Annotated in this window: 14 protein-coding genes; 7 read left to right on the top strand and 7 right to left on the bottom strand. The window is 34.2% G+C overall.

From position 1 onward, the window contains the following. Nucleotides 1–107 precede the first annotated feature (107 nt). A complete protein-coding gene (locus H611_RS0104010; protein ID WP_027137138.1) occupies nucleotides 108–1,292 on the bottom strand; it encodes a pyridoxal phosphate-dependent aminotransferase in 1,185 nt (394 codons plus the stop codon). Nucleotides 1,293–1,309: 17 nt separating this feature from the next. Continuing rightward, nucleotides 1,310–2,410, bottom strand: coding sequence for a fatty acid desaturase family protein (locus H611_RS0104005; RefSeq protein ID WP_027137137.1), 1,101 nt, complete (start codon nucleotides 2,408–2,410; stop codon nucleotides 1,310–1,312). A gap of 143 nt (nucleotides 2,411–2,553) precedes the next feature. On the opposite strand from H611_RS0104005, the gene rsmG reads away from it, so the two are divergent. Continuing rightward, complete coding sequence (rsmG, locus tag H611_RS0104000) at nucleotides 2,554–3,186, top strand: 16S rRNA (guanine(527)-N(7))-methyltransferase RsmG (RefSeq protein ID WP_027137136.1); 633 nt, start codon at nucleotides 2,554–2,556, stop codon at nucleotides 3,184–3,186. Nucleotides 3,187–3,193: 7 nt separating this feature from the next. Here the strand turns inward: rsmG and H611_RS0103995 are convergent, their stop codons facing one another. Next, entirely contained in the window at nucleotides 3,194–4,153 is a 960-nt protein-coding gene (locus H611_RS0103995; RefSeq protein WP_027137135.1) for a tetratricopeptide repeat protein, read from the bottom strand. A gap of 261 nt (nucleotides 4,154–4,414) precedes the next feature. Here H611_RS0103995 and H611_RS0103990 point away from each other — a divergent pair, with 261 nt between their 5' ends. Beyond that, nucleotides 4,415–9,367 (top strand): LamG-like jellyroll fold domain-containing protein, encoded by a 4,953-nt coding sequence (locus H611_RS0103990; RefSeq protein ID WP_084158136.1) that lies wholly within the window; start codon nucleotides 4,415–4,417, stop codon nucleotides 9,365–9,367. A gap of 272 nt (nucleotides 9,368–9,639) precedes the next feature. On the opposite strand, the gene H611_RS15000 is transcribed toward H611_RS0103990, so the two are convergent. Next, nucleotides 9,640–9,888 (bottom strand): mannonate dehydratase, encoded by a 249-nt coding sequence (locus H611_RS15000; protein WP_084158135.1) that lies wholly within the window; start codon nucleotides 9,886–9,888, stop codon nucleotides 9,640–9,642. 196 nt (nucleotides 9,889–10,084) lie between these two features. Further along, nucleotides 10,085–11,713 (bottom strand): L-glutamate gamma-semialdehyde dehydrogenase, encoded by a 1,629-nt coding sequence (gene pruA, locus H611_RS0103985; RefSeq protein ID WP_027137133.1) that lies wholly within the window; start codon nucleotides 11,711–11,713, stop codon nucleotides 10,085–10,087. Between the two features lie 145 nt (nucleotides 11,714–11,858). On the opposite strand from pruA, the gene H611_RS0103980 reads away from it, so the two are divergent. Then, nucleotides 11,859–12,584: an NRDE family protein gene (locus tag H611_RS0103980; protein WP_027137132.1), complete on the top strand. Its 726-nt coding sequence runs from the start codon at nucleotides 11,859–11,861 to the stop codon at nucleotides 12,582–12,584. Beyond that, entirely contained in the window at nucleotides 12,577–13,581 is a 1,005-nt protein-coding gene (locus tag H611_RS0103975) for a DUF6695 family protein (RefSeq protein ID WP_027137131.1), read from the top strand. Before H611_RS0103980 ends, H611_RS0103975 begins: the two co-directional genes overlap by 8 nt. Here the strand turns inward: H611_RS0103975 and apaG are convergent. Together apaG and H611_RS0103965 are read right to left on the bottom strand one after the other, a co-directional pair. After that, nucleotides 13,574–13,960, bottom strand: a complete 387-nt coding sequence (apaG, locus tag H611_RS0103970) for a Co2+/Mg2+ efflux protein ApaG (protein ID WP_027137130.1) — start codon at nucleotides 13,958–13,960, stop codon at nucleotides 13,574–13,576. The genes H611_RS0103975 and apaG overlap by 8 nt on opposite strands. A gap of 107 nt (nucleotides 13,961–14,067) precedes the next feature. Then, complete coding sequence (locus H611_RS0103965; RefSeq protein WP_027137129.1) at nucleotides 14,068–15,327, bottom strand: type IX secretion system plug protein; 1,260 nt, start codon at nucleotides 15,325–15,327, stop codon at nucleotides 14,068–14,070. Nucleotides 15,328–15,496: 169 nt separating this feature from the next. On the opposite strand from H611_RS0103965, the gene H611_RS0103960 reads away from it, so the two are divergent. The 3 genes from H611_RS0103960 to H611_RS0103950 are packed head-to-tail and all read left to right on the top strand — an operon-like array spanning nucleotide 15,497 to nucleotide 18,827. Then, the gene (locus H611_RS0103960) at nucleotides 15,497–16,849 is read left to right on the top strand and encodes a Na(+)-translocating NADH-quinone reductase subunit A (protein ID WP_027137128.1); all 1,353 of its coding nucleotides are present in this window, start codon (nucleotides 15,497–15,499) and stop codon (nucleotides 16,847–16,849) included. Next, complete coding sequence (locus H611_RS0103955; protein ID WP_027137127.1) at nucleotides 16,849–18,075, top strand: NADH:ubiquinone reductase (Na(+)-transporting) subunit B; 1,227 nt, start codon at nucleotides 16,849–16,851, stop codon at nucleotides 18,073–18,075. Before H611_RS0103960 ends, H611_RS0103955 begins: the two co-directional genes overlap by 1 nt. Nucleotides 18,076–18,077: 2 nt before the next feature. After that, on the top strand, nucleotides 18,078–18,827 hold the full coding sequence (locus tag H611_RS0103950; RefSeq protein WP_027137126.1) for a Na(+)-translocating NADH-quinone reductase subunit C: 750 nt from the start codon (nucleotides 18,078–18,080) through the stop codon (nucleotides 18,825–18,827). Nucleotides 18,828–18,835: the final 8 nt, after the last annotated feature.

Genomic DNA, 18,835 nt, shown 5'->3' with positions numbered 1-18,835 from the left:
AATGATTTTATCATTTTTATTATGCGTATTATTAGCGTTTATGATTTATATATTGAAATAAAAAAGCCGCTAATTAGAGGCTTTTTTATTCAAATGAAACAGGATTTTTAACTCACTGCTTCTTTTATTCTTTTTATTGCTTCAATAATTTGTTCTTGTGAAGCGGCATACGATATACGGATGCAATCAGGGTTACCAAAGGCTTCACCGGTAACGGTTGCTACCAAGGCTTCTTCTAATAAATATAATGAGAAATCTGTTGCATTATTAATCTTTTTTCCTCTTAATGTTTTACCAAAGAAATGAGTTACATTAGGGAATACATAAAAAGCACCTTCAGGTGTATTGCAATGGAATCCTTCAATATCACTTAAAAGGCCTAATATTAAATCACGACGTTGTTTAAATTCATCTATCATGTATTGTACACGGGATGGAGATTCGTTTAAAGCAGTAATTACGGCGCGTTGTGCAATACAGTTGGCACCACTCGTAATTTGCCCCTGTAATTTGTTACAAGCTCTGGCAATTTTTTCTGGACCTCCAATATATCCAATACGCCATCCGGTCATGGCGAAAGCTTTAGAAACACCATTTACGGTTATGGTTCTGTCGTACATGCCATCAATTTCAGCTATACTGGTGTGACCTTCTCCGTAGTTAATGTGTTCGTAGATTTCATCAGAAACCACATAGATATCAGGGTGTTTTGCTAGAACTTCTGCAAGACCTTCTAATTCATCTTTACTATATACAGAGCCACTTGGGTTACAAGGTGAACTAAACCACATCATTTTAGTATTTGGTGTAATAGCAGCTTCCAGTTGTGCAGGCGTCATTTTAAAATCAGTGTCTATGGTTGTTTTTACTTCCACAGGGGTGCCTTCATTTAGCTTTACAATATCAGAATAACTTACCCAATAAGGACAAGGCAAGATTACTTCATCACCTTTATTTAGCATCACACCTGCTATGTTTGCTAATGATTGTTTTGCTCCTGTTGAAACAACAATTTGAGCCGGTGAATAAGTTAAGTTATTATCGCGTTTGAATTTAGTAATGATAGCTTCTTTTAAATCGGCATATCCATCAACCGGCGAATAAGAATTGTAATTGTCATTAATAGCTTGAATTGCAGCATCCTTAATGAAATCTGGAGTGTTAAAATCAGGCTCTCCGAGACTTAATCCTATAATATCTTTGCCTTCGCCTCTAAGTTCTCTTGCTTTGGCAGCCATTGCTAATGTCGCAGAGGTAGCCATGTTTAAAATTCGATCAGATAGTAGTTGCATTTAATAAATAATAATGGTTAGACATGTAAAGCAGGTTTCATTCCCATTTCCCTTAAATGTTTGAAATGAGCAATAATAGCCTTACGGGTAGTTTTATATTCGTTATATGGTAAGTTAAATTCTTTAGCTGTTTCCTTCACTATTTTAGAAATATTAGAATAATGAATATGACTAATATGTGGAAATATATGATGTTCAACCTGATGGTTTAAACCTCCCGTAAACCAATTAACAATTTTGTTTTTTGTACTGAAGTTAACGGTTGTTTTAAGTTGGTGTACAGCCCATGTGTTTTTCATCGTACCATCTTTTTCTGGTAGAGGCATTTCTGCTTCTTCCATGACGTGAGCTAATTGGAATACAACACTTAATATGAGTCCAGCAGTATAGTGCATTACAAAAAAGCCGATTAAAATTTTCCACCAAGCAATGTCTAAAATAAGCATAGGGATTACAATCCATATTGCAATATAAAGTATTTTTGAAATCACTAACTTACTCCAGTTCCAAACAGGATTTGGGAATTTACCGTAAGATAATTTACGTTGCATGTAGCGACGCATTTGTATAAAATCGGTTGTTATGGCCCAGTTAATAGTTAATAGCCCATAAAGTAGTACAGAATAATAATGCTGAAATCTATGGTGCCAATGCCACTCGGCATGTTCACTAAAGCGTAAAATACGTCCTGCTTCTAAATCTTCATCATGGCCATGAATATTTGTATATGTATGGTGTAGTACGTTATGCTGAACTTTCCAGTTATAAACATTTCCTGCAAGTATATAAATACTGCTTCCCATTAATCGGTTAATCCAAGCTTTATTAGAAAAGGAGCCATGGTTCCCATCGTGCATTACATTCATACCAACACCTGCCATTCCTATTCCCATTACAATGGTTAGTAGTAATTGTGCCCAACCAGGAATATTTAAGGTTAACAATAAAAAGTAAGGTGTTAAAAAGAGTGAAAACATTACGATTGTTTTAACCCATAGTTTCCAATTTCCAGTGCGTTTCACGTTATTTTCTTTAAAATAATTGTTAACACGCTTATTTAGTGTGCGAAAGAATTTTGCAGAATCCGTTCTTGAAAAGGAGAGAGATTGTTTTGTCATGCTATTAATTTTAAAATATGGTATGTGACAGGTTGGTAATACCACATGCGGCGCAAAGATAGGCATAAACCAACGTAAGTTATAACGTTTTTTTGTAAAATTATGCACTTAAAAAGTATATTTTTGTTGAAAATTTAACAAGCATGGATCTCATACTGAAATACTTTACAAACCTTACCGAAGATCAAATTAATAAATTTAAAAAGCTTGAAACCCTATATAAAGATTGGAACATAAAGATTAATGTGGTGTCAAGAAAGGATATAGATGAATTGTATTTACGTCACGTATTACATTCGTTGGCAATAGCTAAAGTTATGGGGTTTAAAGATGGAGCTCGAATTATGGATGTTGGTACTGGAGGTGGTTTTCCGGGCATTCCTTTGGCAATATTGTATCCAGAATGTTCCTTCCACTTAGTGGATAGTATTGCTAAAAAATTAAAAGTAGTAAATGAGGTTGTTGAAGGATTGGGGTTAACCAATGTTAGAACAACACATGGACGGGTTGAAGAAGTTCAGGAACAATATGATTTTATTGTGAGTCGTGCTGTTGCTGCTATGCCTACTTTTGTGCACTGGGTAAAAGGTAAAATTTCTAAAAATCAAAATCATGAATTGAAAAACGGAATTTTATATCTTAAAGGAGGCGATTTAAAAGAAGAATTACAAGACTATAAAACGGCAAGTATCTACAATATAAGTGACTTTTATGAGGAAGATTTTTTTGAAACAAAAAAAGTCGTACATCTGCCATTGAAATACAAGCCTCTGTAAAAAATATCTAAATGTTATTTAATTTTTCTAACATTTGCTGTAAATACTGTAGCCGGTTTTGATACCAATAAGTATTTTGATAGTCTTCTAGGTTTTTATTATTACTATTAACATTAATAATATTAGAAGCCTTGTCGAGGTACATTTTAGCTTGTTCTGTATGATCTAAATAAGATAGGCAGATTGCAAGTCCGAGCATGGCGTCGAAATCTAAGGAGTCAAATTCCAAGGCGCTTTGAAAGTCGGAAACAGCATTATTGAATTTTCCTAAAAGAAATTGAGAAACACCTCTGTAAAAATAGGTGTAACTATTTTTCTTATTTAGTTTTAGGGAAATATTGAAATCGTCATTAGCTTGGCTGTAGTAATTGATACTTAAATAAAAAACACCTCGATTGTAATAAGAATCGGCAGTAGGGCTTACCATAATGGCTAGAGTGTAATCTTTTGCTGCTTCGTTATAATACTCCAGAGCTTCATAAGAGGCTGCTCTAATAAAATAGGTTTTGGGATTGTAAGGGGTGGCTTTTATTACTTTAGTGAAGTCTTTAATGGCTTCTTCATATTGTCCTAAATCATATTTTACACAGCCTAAACTATACAGCGCGGCCACGAAATTAGGATCCGTTTCATAGGCTTTTTTGTAATCTTCCAAAGCACCTTCAAAATCTTTTATACTATATCTAGAATTGGCACGGTTGTAATAGGTGTCGGCATCGGGATCTATTAAAATGATTTTTGAATAATCTACAATAGCACCTAGATAATCACCACTGTTATTTTTAGCTAAACCACGGTAAAAGTAGGCATCTAGGTTTTTAGGTTCCAGAGTAATTATTTGAGTGTATAAATCGATTTTTTCTTGAAGATTTTCTGTTTTAGAGGCTAGACGAAATAGTTTTTTGGACTGCGAATAGCCATAATTGCAAACAATTGAGAAGGCAATAAGTAAAACAAGTTTTTTCATATTTAAGAAAATGTTATACCAGTACAATCTTTAGTGATTGAAAGATTAAAGTTAAGATTAATTTTAAAATTCCCTATCTGAAAATCCTGTTTTCTTTATGCATTAAGGAATTGCGGAATATTCTGGAAGTATGCAAGTTGTAAGTGTTGAAATGACTTATAATTTACAATACAATGTAATTTATCGACAAAAATAAACACGTTATCGATTGTTTTTAAAAAAATATATTATATTTGTCGTGTAAATTGCTCTCTTAACTCTATGAAATATTGCTCTCTCTCAAGCAATAGTACCTACGTGTTGGGTATATTGTTTTTTTTGGTCTGTGCTATTGGATATGCGCAAGATGTTAAAGTTCAGGTTGTTGGTGGTTCGGTTGTTTCCGAAAACCAAGAAATTTCTATTACTTCTGGAAATAGTATAGCTTTCACTATTACTAATACTTTACTTGATTGTCCTGATAAACTTAAAATAGAATCGGTAGCTATTTCTAATACTACAGATTTTGAATTAACGCTGGATAACGATCACAATTTACCCCGAAATATTGTTCCTTCTGGGTGTAATGGAGGATTAGAGTCAATTGATTTCACTATTACAAATGTTAGTGGCAACTGTGCGGCTACAACAGAAATTTATATCGAAATTAAAAAAACTCCAATCTTTATATTTACTTTTTCATTAAGCAGTAGTCCAGAGATTAATGTGCTCGGAGGAAGTCCATCTGCCGATATTTTTAACGGTTCGACAAACACTTCTGCAACGAATGGTACCTTTTTTGGTGTAATCGACGAGGGTAATTCTGAAACCAGATATTTTGTTATTGCAAATACAGGAAGCTGTCCTTTAGAAATAACCAATATAGTAAGTTCCTCAGCGGATTTTTCTGTTCCGGCATATGTTTTAACTTCAGTAAGTACACTATTACCTTTTACAGCATCCGTTGCTGCCGGTGATTATGTAATATTGCCAATAACATTTGTTGCTCCCAAAGGAGGAACTGGAACCTTGTCATCTACCATAACCATTTATAATAATGATAATACGAGTTTTACATATGATGTAAATGCCGAAATGTTTAATTATAATATTCCCGGACCTGGTGGTATTACGGCTGATTTTAGGCTTTGGTTAAAGTCGACTCGTGGTGTTATATATGAAAATGGTTCAAGCTCTGTGGTTAAAACATGGAAAGATATTGGAACTAATGGGAAAGATGCTACTAGTGATACCTTAAATCGCCCCACATATGTCGATAGCCCTTCGGAGAATATAAACTTTAATCCAGTATTAAAATTTGAAAATGATGGTAGTACGGTAAGTCAGTATTTATATAATACAGATAATGGTTTTTATAATCAGGATATGTTTGTTGTTATGCAGTCTGATGAAGATGTTTCTACGGTTTCAGGGATGACTATTTTTTCCGGATCTATCGCAGATATAATGGCTTCAGAAGGTTATGTTGACGATACTAATGATGTTACTGGAATTGGTCTAGGTGACTATACGAGTAATTTGTCTGGCGAATATTTGTGGTATAACCAAGGCTCTTCTACCATAAATCCTTATTATGCTTTACCTGCATCTTCAAGTAGGTCTTATGCGACAGCAGGTATTATTAATGTAGGGAATAAAACATCCACGGTGTCTGATGGTATGCGTATTATTTATAATAGTGTTGAGGATGTAGAATCACCGACTCAAAACATTACAACTTTTGAAAATGTAGGGTATGTAGATGCAATTCCAGAACCAGATGTTGTTTACGGAACGCCATATTTTATTGGTAAAACTAAGAATGCAAGTTTAGGGAACCTGAATGGTCGGGTTGCTGAAATATTCACGTTTGCCGAACGCGTTTCTGATGTCGACCGACAAAAAATAGAATCCTATTTAGCCATTAAATATGGTATTACATTAGGTGATGCTAATCAGGCCCAAAAAGATTATATCAATTCCTTTGGTACCGTTGTTTGGGATGTAAGTGTTAATTCGGGATATAATTTTCATGTTGCAGGTATTGCCAGAGATTCCATTTCAGATTTAAACCAGAAGCAATCAAAATCTCAAAATGTGTTCAATGAAATTACAATAGGTCTCGATGGGATATTTACGACTAACAATCTAAATGTAAATGAGTTTAATAAAGATGGTGATTTTTTAGTTTGGGGATGTAATAATGCAGATTTTTTCGGAACCAACACAAATACTGTAAATATTAGTAATGTTGTTAGTACAGAAGTGACTCGCATAGATAGAATATGGAAAATTGTTGAAACAACGGAGTCTTCTAGTGATGTTGGTAATGTGTATGTGTCTATTCCAGAAAGTACCTTTAGTAGTTTTTCATTAGGTGCAGATGAAGAGTATGTGCTCATAGTGACAGATAATGAGAATTTTGTAGATAACCATATAATTGATGTTGTTCCGTTATTAAATGATGGAGTAGGTAATTTAAAAACTTGGTATGATTTCGATGGTACAAAATATTTTACATTCGGGAAGGCTCCCAAATTGTCCGAAAATCACGCTGTAAGTTTTACAGCTGGAGATTATATGGTGGGAGAAACCAATGTAAATTTAAATGTAAACGATTTTACAATTTCGGCATGGGTAAAGGCTGATGCCTCGCAAACGAGTACGCGAACTATTATGGCTAAAGGAAGTAAATTACAATTGCGTTTAAATAGTTTGCATCAGGTTGAGGTATTAGTAGATGATAATATCACTCCGAGATTTATATCAACCATGGCTTTGACAGACAATAAGTGGCACCATATTGCATTTGTATATAATAGCGGCACAATCTATTTATATGTAGACGGTGTTTTAGATAAAACGGAACTAAATGTTTCTGCTCCTTCTCCCAATTTTAATAATTTTTCTATAGGAGCGTTATATGTTAGTAAAAATGATATTTCGAATCCATTTTTAGGCGATATCGATGAAGTTTGTATTTGGGATCAGGGACTTACTGAGTCCCAAGTACGGTATTTGATGAATCAGGAAATAGAAGAGGATTCAAGTAATAAGGTTACAGGAAAAATAATCCCTACCGGAGCTTCTAGTAATGAATTGGCAAATATTCCATGGTCGACTTTACGAGGCTATTATGATTTTAATAATTTTTGTGGTACAACAGCGGTTAGCCAAGCTGATAATAATTTCTTTTTAAGGATAAAGTATTTAGAAAAGGATAAACAAATTGTTGAAAATCAGAATATCCCAGTGCCATATATTTCTAAGGCTGATGGTGCGTGGGACAGTGCAGCAACTTGGGAGAATAGTAATAGCCAAATATTGCCTAATTCGGTTGCACTAGATGGTAGTACTAGAATCGATTGGAATATTGTTGAGATGTCCCACGATATTTATTCTGGAGATAGAAATATATCTCTATTGGGGTTGAAGAGTCATTCCGGTGAATTTACGATAGCTGATCCAAGTGAAGTACAAAATGAAACAAATTCAGGACAATCCTTAACAATTACACATTATTTAGAATTAGATGGTGTGATTGATTTAGTAGGAGAATCTCAATTAATACAAACTGAAGGAAGTGTCTTAGATGCTGATAGTGGAGGATATTTAGAACGAGATCAGCAGGGCTTTGCAAACAGTTACAATTATAATTACTGGTCTTCTTCTGTAGGGCCAATCGTAGGAAGTCTCTTTACAGAGGGGGAAGGTATAGCATATTCTAATCCAAACTATAAAATTAAATATACTTTAAAAGATGGAACTAATTCAGAGAGCTATGTAGGTATTAATTTTAAGACTTCTACTTATGCTGCTGATTTAAGTACTCCTTCTTCTCCACGGATTATTAGTACTCGTTGGTTGTATAAGTTTTATGGCGCCAGTAGCGATTATAGATCTTGGGGTAAAATAAACCAATATTCGTCATTAATTTCTGGTGAAGGTTTTACTATGAAAGGTACATCAGGTGGGGCTAATTTATCTGAACAACAAAACTATGTTTTTAAAGGGATGCCTCATAATGCTGATATTTATTTGGAATTAAATAAATCATCAGGGGATGTAGATCGATTGATTGGTAATCCATACCCTTCGGCTATAGATGCCACAGAATTTATATTGGATAATATGAGTTTAGAAGCGGGGGGGTATAATGAGAATGGAACAGTTTTTAATGGAGCGCTTTATTTTTGGGATCACTTTGGTGAAGAAAACACTCATAACCAAAGTGGGTACATTGGGGGGTATGCTACCCGTAATTTAGTAGGAGGGGCTGCAGCTCTTATTGTAGATAAAAACAACAATACTTTAAGCGGGAATAAAATTCCTGGACAATTTATTTCAGTTAATCAAGGTTTTTTTGTTAAGACATCATTGGGTGGTCAGCTTAACGATAATGATGAGTTACTCGCTGAGGTGGATGGTGGTACGATTGTATTTAAGAACAGTCAACGAGTTTTTGCTAGAGAAGATGATACAGAATCTATGTTTTTTAAACAGCCAAACGCTAAGGGGAAAACAATTTCAAACAAATCTATAGATAGTAAAATTGATGAAACGCCCATTATTCGATTAGGGTTTGATTCTCCTATGGGATATCACAGACAAATTGTTTTGGGTGTAAAGGATAAAGCTTCCAAAGGATTTGATTTGGGTTATGATGCCTTAATGGCCGACATTGGAGAGGAGGATATGTATTGGTTAATTGGAAAGCATAAATTTGTTATTCAAGGAATAAATCATATCAACGAGCTTGATACTGTGTCCATAGGTTTGAAAGTGAAACAATCTGGATTGGTAACAATTAGCATTGATTCTAAAGAAAATATAGCTGATGATTTACCAATTCTCATAATGGATAATATTACAGGCGAAGTTATTAATATTCAGAAAGAGGTTTTTCAAGTTAGCCTCGATTCAGGAACTTATAACGAACGATTTTCTCTAGTGTTTAAGGAAGATAATAGTTTGAAAGTTGGTGAAAAACTTATTTTAACTTCCGATATAATTACCTATTATGACAGTAAAAATGCTGCAGTTGTAATTAATGGAAAGGGCAAAGAAAATTTCAAAGAAGTTGAATTGTATAATATTTTAGGACAGCTAGTTAAGGTTGAGAAAGGCAACGGGGATAAAAAAATAGTGATGCCCGTACAAGTTGCTTCTGGAGCCTATATTTTAAAGATTAAAACATTTAAGGGAGTCTTTAGAAGGAGAATTATTATTGAGTAAACAAAACTCCCTCTTTTAAAAGAAGGGGTTTTGTTTAAAGGAGATTATTTTTTGATATTCCTAATGCTAAGCTTCAAAGTTCAGCCAAACCTTTTAGTCTGCCTATAGCTGCATATCCTGCATAGCTATTGTTGTATTTTAAATAGTCAAACCTTCCAGGTAGTCATTTTAAAATACTCTCTTCCAGACGTTGTTTGTCCTGAGCCGACATTTCGTTGAATCATTTTTCAGGAGCTAGTAAAATATTGTTCTCATAATCGTTTTCTTTACCCTTACGATTCATGATATATTTTTTCGAATACAGTCATTTCAACCCTGTCGAATCGTAAGGCGGGACTTTTATCATCAAGTTTCCAAAATAAGTGAGTGCTTGTCCAGTCAAGTACAATTATAACATTATAGTGCATATATTTTATATCACAGGCAGCTAGATTTTTAAGACTTTGTTTGTGATTTTCAATGCGTTTTTGATACTTAACTTGCTTTAGTTTAATGTCTTCATGAATGGGAATGCTTTCTATAAAGGTCCATTAAAGTTCTGCTTTTTCAATGTTGTTTTTTTGTTTTTGAATTTCGACGATTACATTTTTTGGATTTTCTACTAATAATGTATTTATGAATTGCTTATATAGATGGGTTAATTATATGCTTTTTACTTATAAAACGAAAAGCCTGTCATTATGTATGACAGGCTTTTTTATGAAATAAAAGTATTTTCTATTCTCCTAAGAATGGATAACGGTAATCTGTAGGAGTAACAAAGGTTTCTTTAATTAATCGAGTAGACACCCAACGCATTAAGTTTTGTGCACTTCCTGCTTTATCGTTAGTGCCTGAAGCACGAGCACCACCAAAAGGTTGTTGACCTACAACAGCTCCCGTTGGTTTGTCGTTAATGTAGAAGTTACCAGCGCAATTTTGTAAAGCGGTTGTTGCTTGTGTGATGGCATATCTATCTTGAGAAAGAATAGCGCCAGTTAAAGCATATTCGCTAGTTTCATCTACAAGTTTGAGCGTGTCAGCATAAGCTTCATCTTCATACACATATATAGTAATAACCGGACCAAATAGTTCTGTGGTCATTGTTGCGTACTTCGGATTGGTTGTTAAAATAACAGTTGGTTCAATAAAATATCCTTTGCTTTTATCATAACCACCTCCAACTATAATTTCAGCATCAGCATCTGCTTTAGCCTGATCAATGTATTTAGCTAATTTATCGAAAGAGCCTTCATGGATAACGGCGGTAATGAAGTTATCCATGTTTTCTGGTGATCCTATTTTGAAAGATTTTATATCTTCAATAAGGAAAGCTTTAACTTCTTCCCAGATACCGGCAGGTACATATGCTCTAGAAGCTGCGCTACATTTTTGACCTTGGAATTCGAATGCACCTCGAGCGATAGCTGTAGCGACTTGCTTAGGGTTAGCCGATTTGTGAGCGACGATAAAGTCTTTACCTCCAGTTTCTCCAACAATTCGAGGGTACGTTTTATATGTGTGAATATTGTTTCCAATTTGTTTCCAAAGTTCTTTGAACACAAATGTAGAACCAGTAAAATGTAACCCGGAGAAATCAGGACTAGATAATACCGTATTAGAAATCATCACAGGATCACCAAATACTACATTAATTACACCTGCAGGAACGCCAGCTTCCTCAAAAATATCCATAATAACTTTTGCAGAATACACTTGACTATCACTTGGTTTCCAAACAACAACGTTACCCATTAAGGCCATACAAGCAGGTAAGTTTCCAGCGATAGCAGTGAAATTAAATGGTGTAACAGCGTAAGTAAATCCTTCTAAAGGTCTGTACTCTACACGGTTCCAGGCATCGTTTGTGCTTTCTGGTTGCTCCGCGTAGATGTCTGTCATATATTGTACGTTAAAACGTAAGAAATCTACAAGCTCACAAGCTGAGTCAATTTCAGCTTGATGAATATTTTTAGACTGCGCTATCATTGTAGCAGCATTTATCTTAGCTCTGTAAGGTCCGGCAACCAATTCAGCGGCTTTTAAGAAAATAGCAGCACGTTGCTCCCATGGCATTAAAGCCCATGTTTTTCTAGCCTCTAAAGCAGTTGCTATGGCTTCTTCAACGTGAGATTGTTCAGCAACATGATACGTACCCACAACATGTTGATGATCATGTGGAGGTGACATTGTTCTTGTGTTTCCAGTGCTAACGTATTCTCCGTTAATATAAAGAGGTACGTCAACCTGACTATTGAACATATTTTTATAGGTTTCAAGAACTTCTTCTCGTTCAGGTGAACCAGGAGCATAGCTCTTTACGGGTTCGTTAATTGCTATTGGTACATTGAAAAAACCTTTTCCCATATTACAATTGTTTTAGTTTTATTTGTTTATGTTTATTGCAAATTTACGGTTTTAAATAGAGTTTAGTGGGGAGTAAATTGTCAAAAACCTGTTAAAATTTAGTAGATTTTTGTAAGTTGTAATTTTGTTTTAGACTATAAATCACATGTGTACCGTTACAATAGTCCCGCGAGGCGTAGATAATTTTATTTTAACTTCTAATCGTGATGAAGCGCCTGAGCGACTTTCTTCTGAGCCGGCTTTTTATAATGTTGATGATGCGAAACTTTTATACCCAAAAGATGAATTGTCAGGAGGTACATGGGTAGGGGTAAGTGAATTAAATCGGGTGGTGTGTGTGTTAAATGGTGGCTTTGAAAAACATGTGCGTAAATATGCGTATTCAAAAAGCAGAGGAGTTGTTGCTAAAGAATTTATGGTTACCAATAATGTCTGTTTATTGGTTGAAAATTATAACTTTCATGGTATCGAACCTTTCACGATGGTTATAGTAGATTGGGAGGCTGGTTTGCAAATATTTGAATTGGTATGGGATGAGAAAGAGGTGCATTTTAAACAGCTTCCAAACGAACCAAAATTATGGTCTTCGACAACCTTATATAGTCAGGAAATGAAAGAAAGCCGTCAGGAATGGTTTCATAATTTTAAAAGTCAGAATGAATTATCTTCTTCTTCTGTTTTAGAATTTCATAAAACCGCAGGTCAAGGAAATTTAGATTATGGAGTAGTCATGGATCGAGGTTTTGTTAAAACCACTTCTATAACTCAAATTATAAAGGAAGGTAATGAAGTCGAAATGCAATTCCAAAATCTAGAATCTCACATAATTAGTTCACAAACATTTAATCTGCCAAATAAAGTGAATGGATAATTCTGGTTTGATTTTAACTTTGGCGTACCCGGAAACTATTGTTATGGTTTCTAAGGAGTGGTATTCTCCTTTTTTACGGTTTGTAGGTATTGGTAAAAAGAATTATTTACGTGCGGGTCATGCAGCTTTGGTTTTAATTAATAAAGAAACAGGAGTTCTGGAATATCATGATTTTGGTCGTTATATTACACCGGAACCTTTTGGGAGAGTTCGTGGTAAGCATACCGATAATGAATTACATTTTCCTATTAAAGCTATTATTAAAAATAATGAGATTTTAAATTTAGATGAGATTTTAAAATTTCTTGCCGTGCATCCTAAGTTTACGCATGGTGAAGGTAAGTTGGTGGCATCGGTATGTCGTGCTATAGATTATGAAAAGGGTAGAGCTTATATAACAGAGATGCAGAATATGCATTTTATAAGATATGCGGCTTTTAAGAAAAATGCGACTAATTGCGCTAGGTTTGTGACGGATGCTTTAATTGCGGGGGTGACCGATAAAACCATTCGTAAAAATTTAATGAAATCTAAATGGTTTACGCCTAGTACAATTGGTAATGTGTTATTAGCAAATACCGAAGGTAAGGTGTTTGAAGTTTCAGAATCTGGCGAAATTTTTCAATTTAAGAATTCTAAAATGCGTGAAAATATGCGATGTTTTTTAGATAAACTGGAGCATCATGAACCTAATTTTTTAGGATCATTACATCCGAAGAAAGTTGAAAATTTACATGAAAAGGCTCAATGGTTACCGGGTATTGCTGCTGGTGCTTGGTTTGAATTGCATTATTTGGGGGATGATTTAAAATATCATTTCAGACGTATTTCACCTCATGGAAATATAGATGTTTCGGAGGTTTATATGGTAAATGACACCTCTTTTGAATATCACTTTGAATACCAGTTTGTACACTATTCAAATTGTCAATTTTTTCATATTAAGCAAGGCGATAGAATTTATCGCTTTGATAGAGTTAGTCCTTTAGTTAATTAATGGCAAATGGTGCGCTTAATTTGAAAGTAGGAATGGTAACTTGAAATTGGCGTGTAGTGGTAAAGTTTACCATTTCGTAATGACCTTGCATAGCTCCAAAAGGAGATGTTAAGATACAGCCTGAAGTGTAAGTGTGAGATTCACCTGGTTTTAATACGGGTTTCTTGCCAATTACACCTTCACCATTAACAGTTTCAATATTATTTAGAGCATCCAATATTTCCCAGTGACGGGCATTTAACTGTACAGAATCTTTACTTTGGTTTTCAATTGTAATCGTGTATGCGAAAGCATACTGAATTCTGTAATTCTTATAAAAGGAACCTTCGTAGTGAGTTTCTACCGAAATTTTTATACCACAAGTAACTTGTTGAACCATGTTTTTGTTACAAAATCAAAATATTTTTCAAATGCTAAAATAATAAATATAAGATGGTTGAAGTGAATTTTAACGTCTTTGGTTAAAAAATCAGTTAAAAATAGGGGTTAATTTGATATATTAACTGATGTGCCTTCGCCTATACCTACAATTTTATCGTAGCGTGCGCCTAAGTCTCGGTAATAAACAATCACTTTGTAATTGTTTTCGGTTTGGTAAAAATTACCTCCAATAGCTCCTTCATCAATATTACCGCTATTATCGACCGTTACATATTTGTAATTGTAGAATCCTTGTTTAAGAAGCATTTTGCATCTATAAATCCCTTCAGATTCATCAAAGTACATTTTGTTCAACTCATCCAAACTATAGTTATTAAAATTACCATAGACATATATGTTTTTGGCGTTTAGTTCAGATTCGGAATTTTGACGTGCTAGTGAAAAATGTATCCAGGCATAGTCAGCTTCAATACTTGGGTCTTCGGCATCAACACAGGTTATAAGGTAGTTTCCATTTATATCTGGATTGTAGGTGTAGGGTTTGTTAAATCGTTCAATGTTGGTGAATAAGAAATTATGGTAAAGGTCTTGTAAGTCTATAAATTGAATGTTGTTGTTGGCAGCCCGGATGTCTTTGTTCTCAAAGTATAAATATTCATTTCCAGCCCAAAAACTAGTCTCATGGTCGTATTTGTAGATAAGTTGTTTGCCTAAAGTGTAAAGTGGTTTTAAATTAGTAATCGCTGTATTTAAATTGTTGTTTTGAATGATGTGTGCTTTTACAGTTTCCATAGGGTTGTTAAAAGCAATGCCATTTGGGGTAATGGAGATGTCTACTCGTTGTTTTTGTTCTATAAAGTCAATATTTCTGGACCGTTTTACATTAATACCAACGGCTGCTTTATTTTCATAAATCATGAATTTTCTAGAAAAAACTAATTCGTCGTAACTATTGTATATAAATATCATGTAATTACCAGATACTTTCAGTCTTCTGGTTTGTTGATTTGGAATCGTGAGTTTGTAATGCGAATAAATTTGATAGGTGTTATATGAATTTTCGTAATTACGAATGCGTTGATTGTCGAAACCTTCTAAGAATTCAGATTTGACCAAAACCGATGGTGTCCAGTCGTAATTATAGTGTTCAATTTTGTAATAATAATCATCTTCATTTCCGTTAAGTGCATCAAATTCTAAAACTAAATATTCTCCAAGTTTTAAAATAGGAAGTTGAGTTTCTGGAGTGTTACCTTTAAAATTTATGGTTTTTATATGTGACGGTGGGTTAATTTCATGAATTTGACTAAAGCCATAAAATGATAAAGAAAAGATAACAAGTGATAATTTGATGTTAACATTCATGTTTGAACGAGTAAAATTTATGTAAATATATGCAAAATTCATACCTTTGTAAACTTAGTAATTTAGAATTAATATAAATAAATAGCTGCATAAAACATTCTATTTAATTAGATTAGAAATTTGTATTTTTGCAGCGATTTTTAGACAAATAATTTCAATCATATATAATATGTCAAACGACATTCGCATTAAAAAAGGTCTAGACATTAAACTTAAAGGTGCAGCCGAACCTACCTTGGAAAAGGCAGTAGTAAGCAACTTTTATACTTTAAGGCCTGAAGACTTCCATAGCGTTATTCCAAAATTGATTTCTAAAGTTGGAACGGTTGTAAAAGCAGGAGAGCCTGTTTTTTATGATAAATCTAACGAAAATGTAAAGTTTGTTTCTCCAGTAGCTGGTGAAATTATAGAAATTGCACGTGGAGAAAAACGTAAGATTTTATCAATTAAAATTCAAGCAAGTAAGGAGCAAACTTATCAGGATAATGGTAAGTTTAATTTAGAAACAGCTACTACCGATGAAGTAAAGTCTCATTTACTAGCTTCAGGGTGTTGGCCGTTTGTAAAACAACGTCCTTATGATGTAATTGCAAACCCAGAAAAGACACCTAAAGCTATTTTTATTTCAGGATATGCGAGTGCACCATTAGCTGCAAACTTAGATTTTACCCTTAAAGGTAAAGAAGCTGAGTTACAAGCGGCAGTAGATGCACTGGCTAAATTAACTGAAGGTAAAATTCATGTAGGTGTAGGTTCTTCAAATTCACCTTTAGCTGGATTATCAGGGGTGAATTTACATAAAATATCAGGGCCGCATCCTGCTGGTAATGTAGGTACACTTATTAATAGAATAGATCCTGTAAATAAAGGTGAAGTTGTTTGGACTGTTGCTGCGCAAGATCTTGTTATTTTAGGTGAATTATTATTAACAGGAAAGTTTAATGCGGAACGAATAGTTGCTTTAGCAGGTTCTTCCATTGAAAAACCTAGATATTTTACTACTAAAATAGGAAGTGAAGTTGCAACAATGATTTATGATAAAGGGGTCGCACAGGGTGCTCATGTTCGTATTATTTCAGGTAACGTATTAAGCGGTAAACAGGTGAAGCCTGATGGTTATTTAGATTATTATAGTAATGTAATAACGGTGATTCCAGAAGGTGATGATTACGAGTTATTTGGATGGACTAAGCCTGTGTTTAATAAGATTTCTACTTCAAGAGCTTTAACCTTTTCTTGGTTAAATCCTAAAAAATCATACGATTTGGATACCAATACAAATGGTGAACACCGTGCTTTTGTTGTTACAGGAAATTACGAAGAAGTTTTTCCTTTAGATATTTATCCAATGCAAATTTTAAAAGCTTGTATGTATAAGGATCTTGATGAAATGGAGGCTTTAGGTATGTACGAAGTAGCACCTGAAGATTTCGCATTAACAGAATTTGTATGTGTATCTAAACAACCACATCAAAAAATAATTAGAGAAGGTTTAGACTTAATGCTTAAAGAAATAGGATAATGGGTTTAAAGAAGAAATTGCATATTTTAAAAAGAAAGTATAGAGGGTCTAAAATGGCTCCGGCATTTAATGCACTTCATACTTTTTTATTTTTACCAGATGAGACAACTCATGGGGGTACACATATTAAAGCTGCCGACGATTTAAAACGTACTATGAACACGGTTATCATGGCTATGATACCATGTTTAATTTTTGGTATGTTTAATGCAGGTTATCAACATAATTTAGCAATAGGTGAAATTCAAGCCGTAACAAGTGGTTTCTTTAGTTCAGAATTTTGGACTTTAAATAACTTCTTTATTGGGTTTTGGAAAATATTACCACTAGTAATCGTGTCTTACGGTGTTGGTTTAGGAATTGAATTCTTATTTGCCATTATTAAAAAGCACGAAGTAGAAGAAGGATACTTGGTAACTGGAATGTTAGTGCCATTAATTGTTCCCGTAGATATCCCTTTATGGATGTTAGCAGTAGCAGTAGCCTTTGGTGTAGTTATCGGAAAAGAAGTTTTTGGTGGAACGGGAATGAATATCTTAAACCCGGCATTAACCATAAGAGCGTTTTTATTCTTCGCTTATCCAACTTGGATGTCTGGAGATAAAGTATGGGTTGAAGGTGCGGTAGCAAGAGATAATGCTATTGCTGCTGGACAAAACTTAGATGCTATCTCAGGAGAAACAATTCTTGGTAGTCTAGCTCAAGGTAAAGAGTTTGCTTATTCAACTGCCGATATGTTCTTAGGTTTTATTCCTGGTTCTGTAGGTGAGACGTCAACGTTATTAATTCTTTTGGGTGGATTATTCTTAATCTTTTCTAAGATTGGTAGCTGGAGAATTATGTTGTCATCAGTAGTTGGAGCCTTAGTAATGGGATTAATATTTAATCAAGTGGTAGATGCTGGTGTTATTACAGAATCTAGTAAATTTTACGGATTAATGAGTACGCCTTTCTGGCATCATTTATTAATTGGTGGGTTTGCTTTTGGTACGGTGTTTATGGCAACCGATCCGGTAACAGCCTCTCAAACCAATAAAGGTAAATGGGTTTATGGATTCTTGGTAGGATTTATTTCTATCCTTATTCGTGTATTTAATCCAGCGTATCCAGAAGGTGTCATGCTTGCTATTTTATTAATGAATGTATTTGCTCCAACAATCGATCATTATGTAGTACAAGGCAATGTGAAGAAAAGAATGAAACGTTTAAAAGCTAAAGTTGCGTAACAATGGAAAATAGAACAGATAAAAATTCATACACTATAATCTTTGCAATAGCGATGGTAGTTATTGTAGGAGCTCTATTAGCCTTTACAGCGTCATCATTGAAACCAAAAATTTCGGAAAACCAACGTATAGAAAAACAGCAGAATATTTTATACGCAATGGGTGTAAATAATAACGATGAGAGTAGTGCTAATTTTGTAAGTACCGCTAAGGCTCCGGAGTTATTTGGTCAATATATTACTAAGCAATTAGTAATTACTGGTAATGATGTTAGAGAAGACGATCAGGCTTATTTAATAGACTTAAAGAAAGATAAAGCAGCAGCTGCTGGTGATGCATCTAAAAGAAATTTACCATTATTTATTGGTGAAAAGGATGGAAAGACTTTTTATGTAGCGCCAATTTACGGTAAAGGGCTTTGGGATGCTATTTGGGGTTACGTTTCTATGGATGAAAACATGGTAATTCAAGGCGCTTATTTCGATCATAAAGGGGAAACTCCAGGTCTTGGAGCAAATATTAAAGAACGTTTCTTCATGGACGACTTTATAGGTGAACATTTACTAGATGCCAAAGGTAACTTTAAAGGAGTTGAGGTAGCTAAAGGAAATGGAGATCCAACAAATGAAAATAAAACCGATAATAAGGTAGATGCGATTGCAGGGGCCACCATTACAGGTAATGGTGTTACTGCGATGATTAAAAGTGATTTGAAGCTTTACAAACCTTATTTTGATAACTTAAAAAACTAATTTGATAT

Origin of the sequence: Gaetbulibacter saemankumensis DSM 17032, from assembly GCF_000425645.1 — a bacterium.
Taxonomy (GTDB): Bacteria; Bacteroidota; Bacteroidia; order Flavobacteriales; family Flavobacteriaceae; genus Gaetbulibacter; species Gaetbulibacter saemankumensis.
Note: the sequence above shows the minus strand (reverse complement) of the source record. Positions and strands in the feature narration are given on the sequence as shown.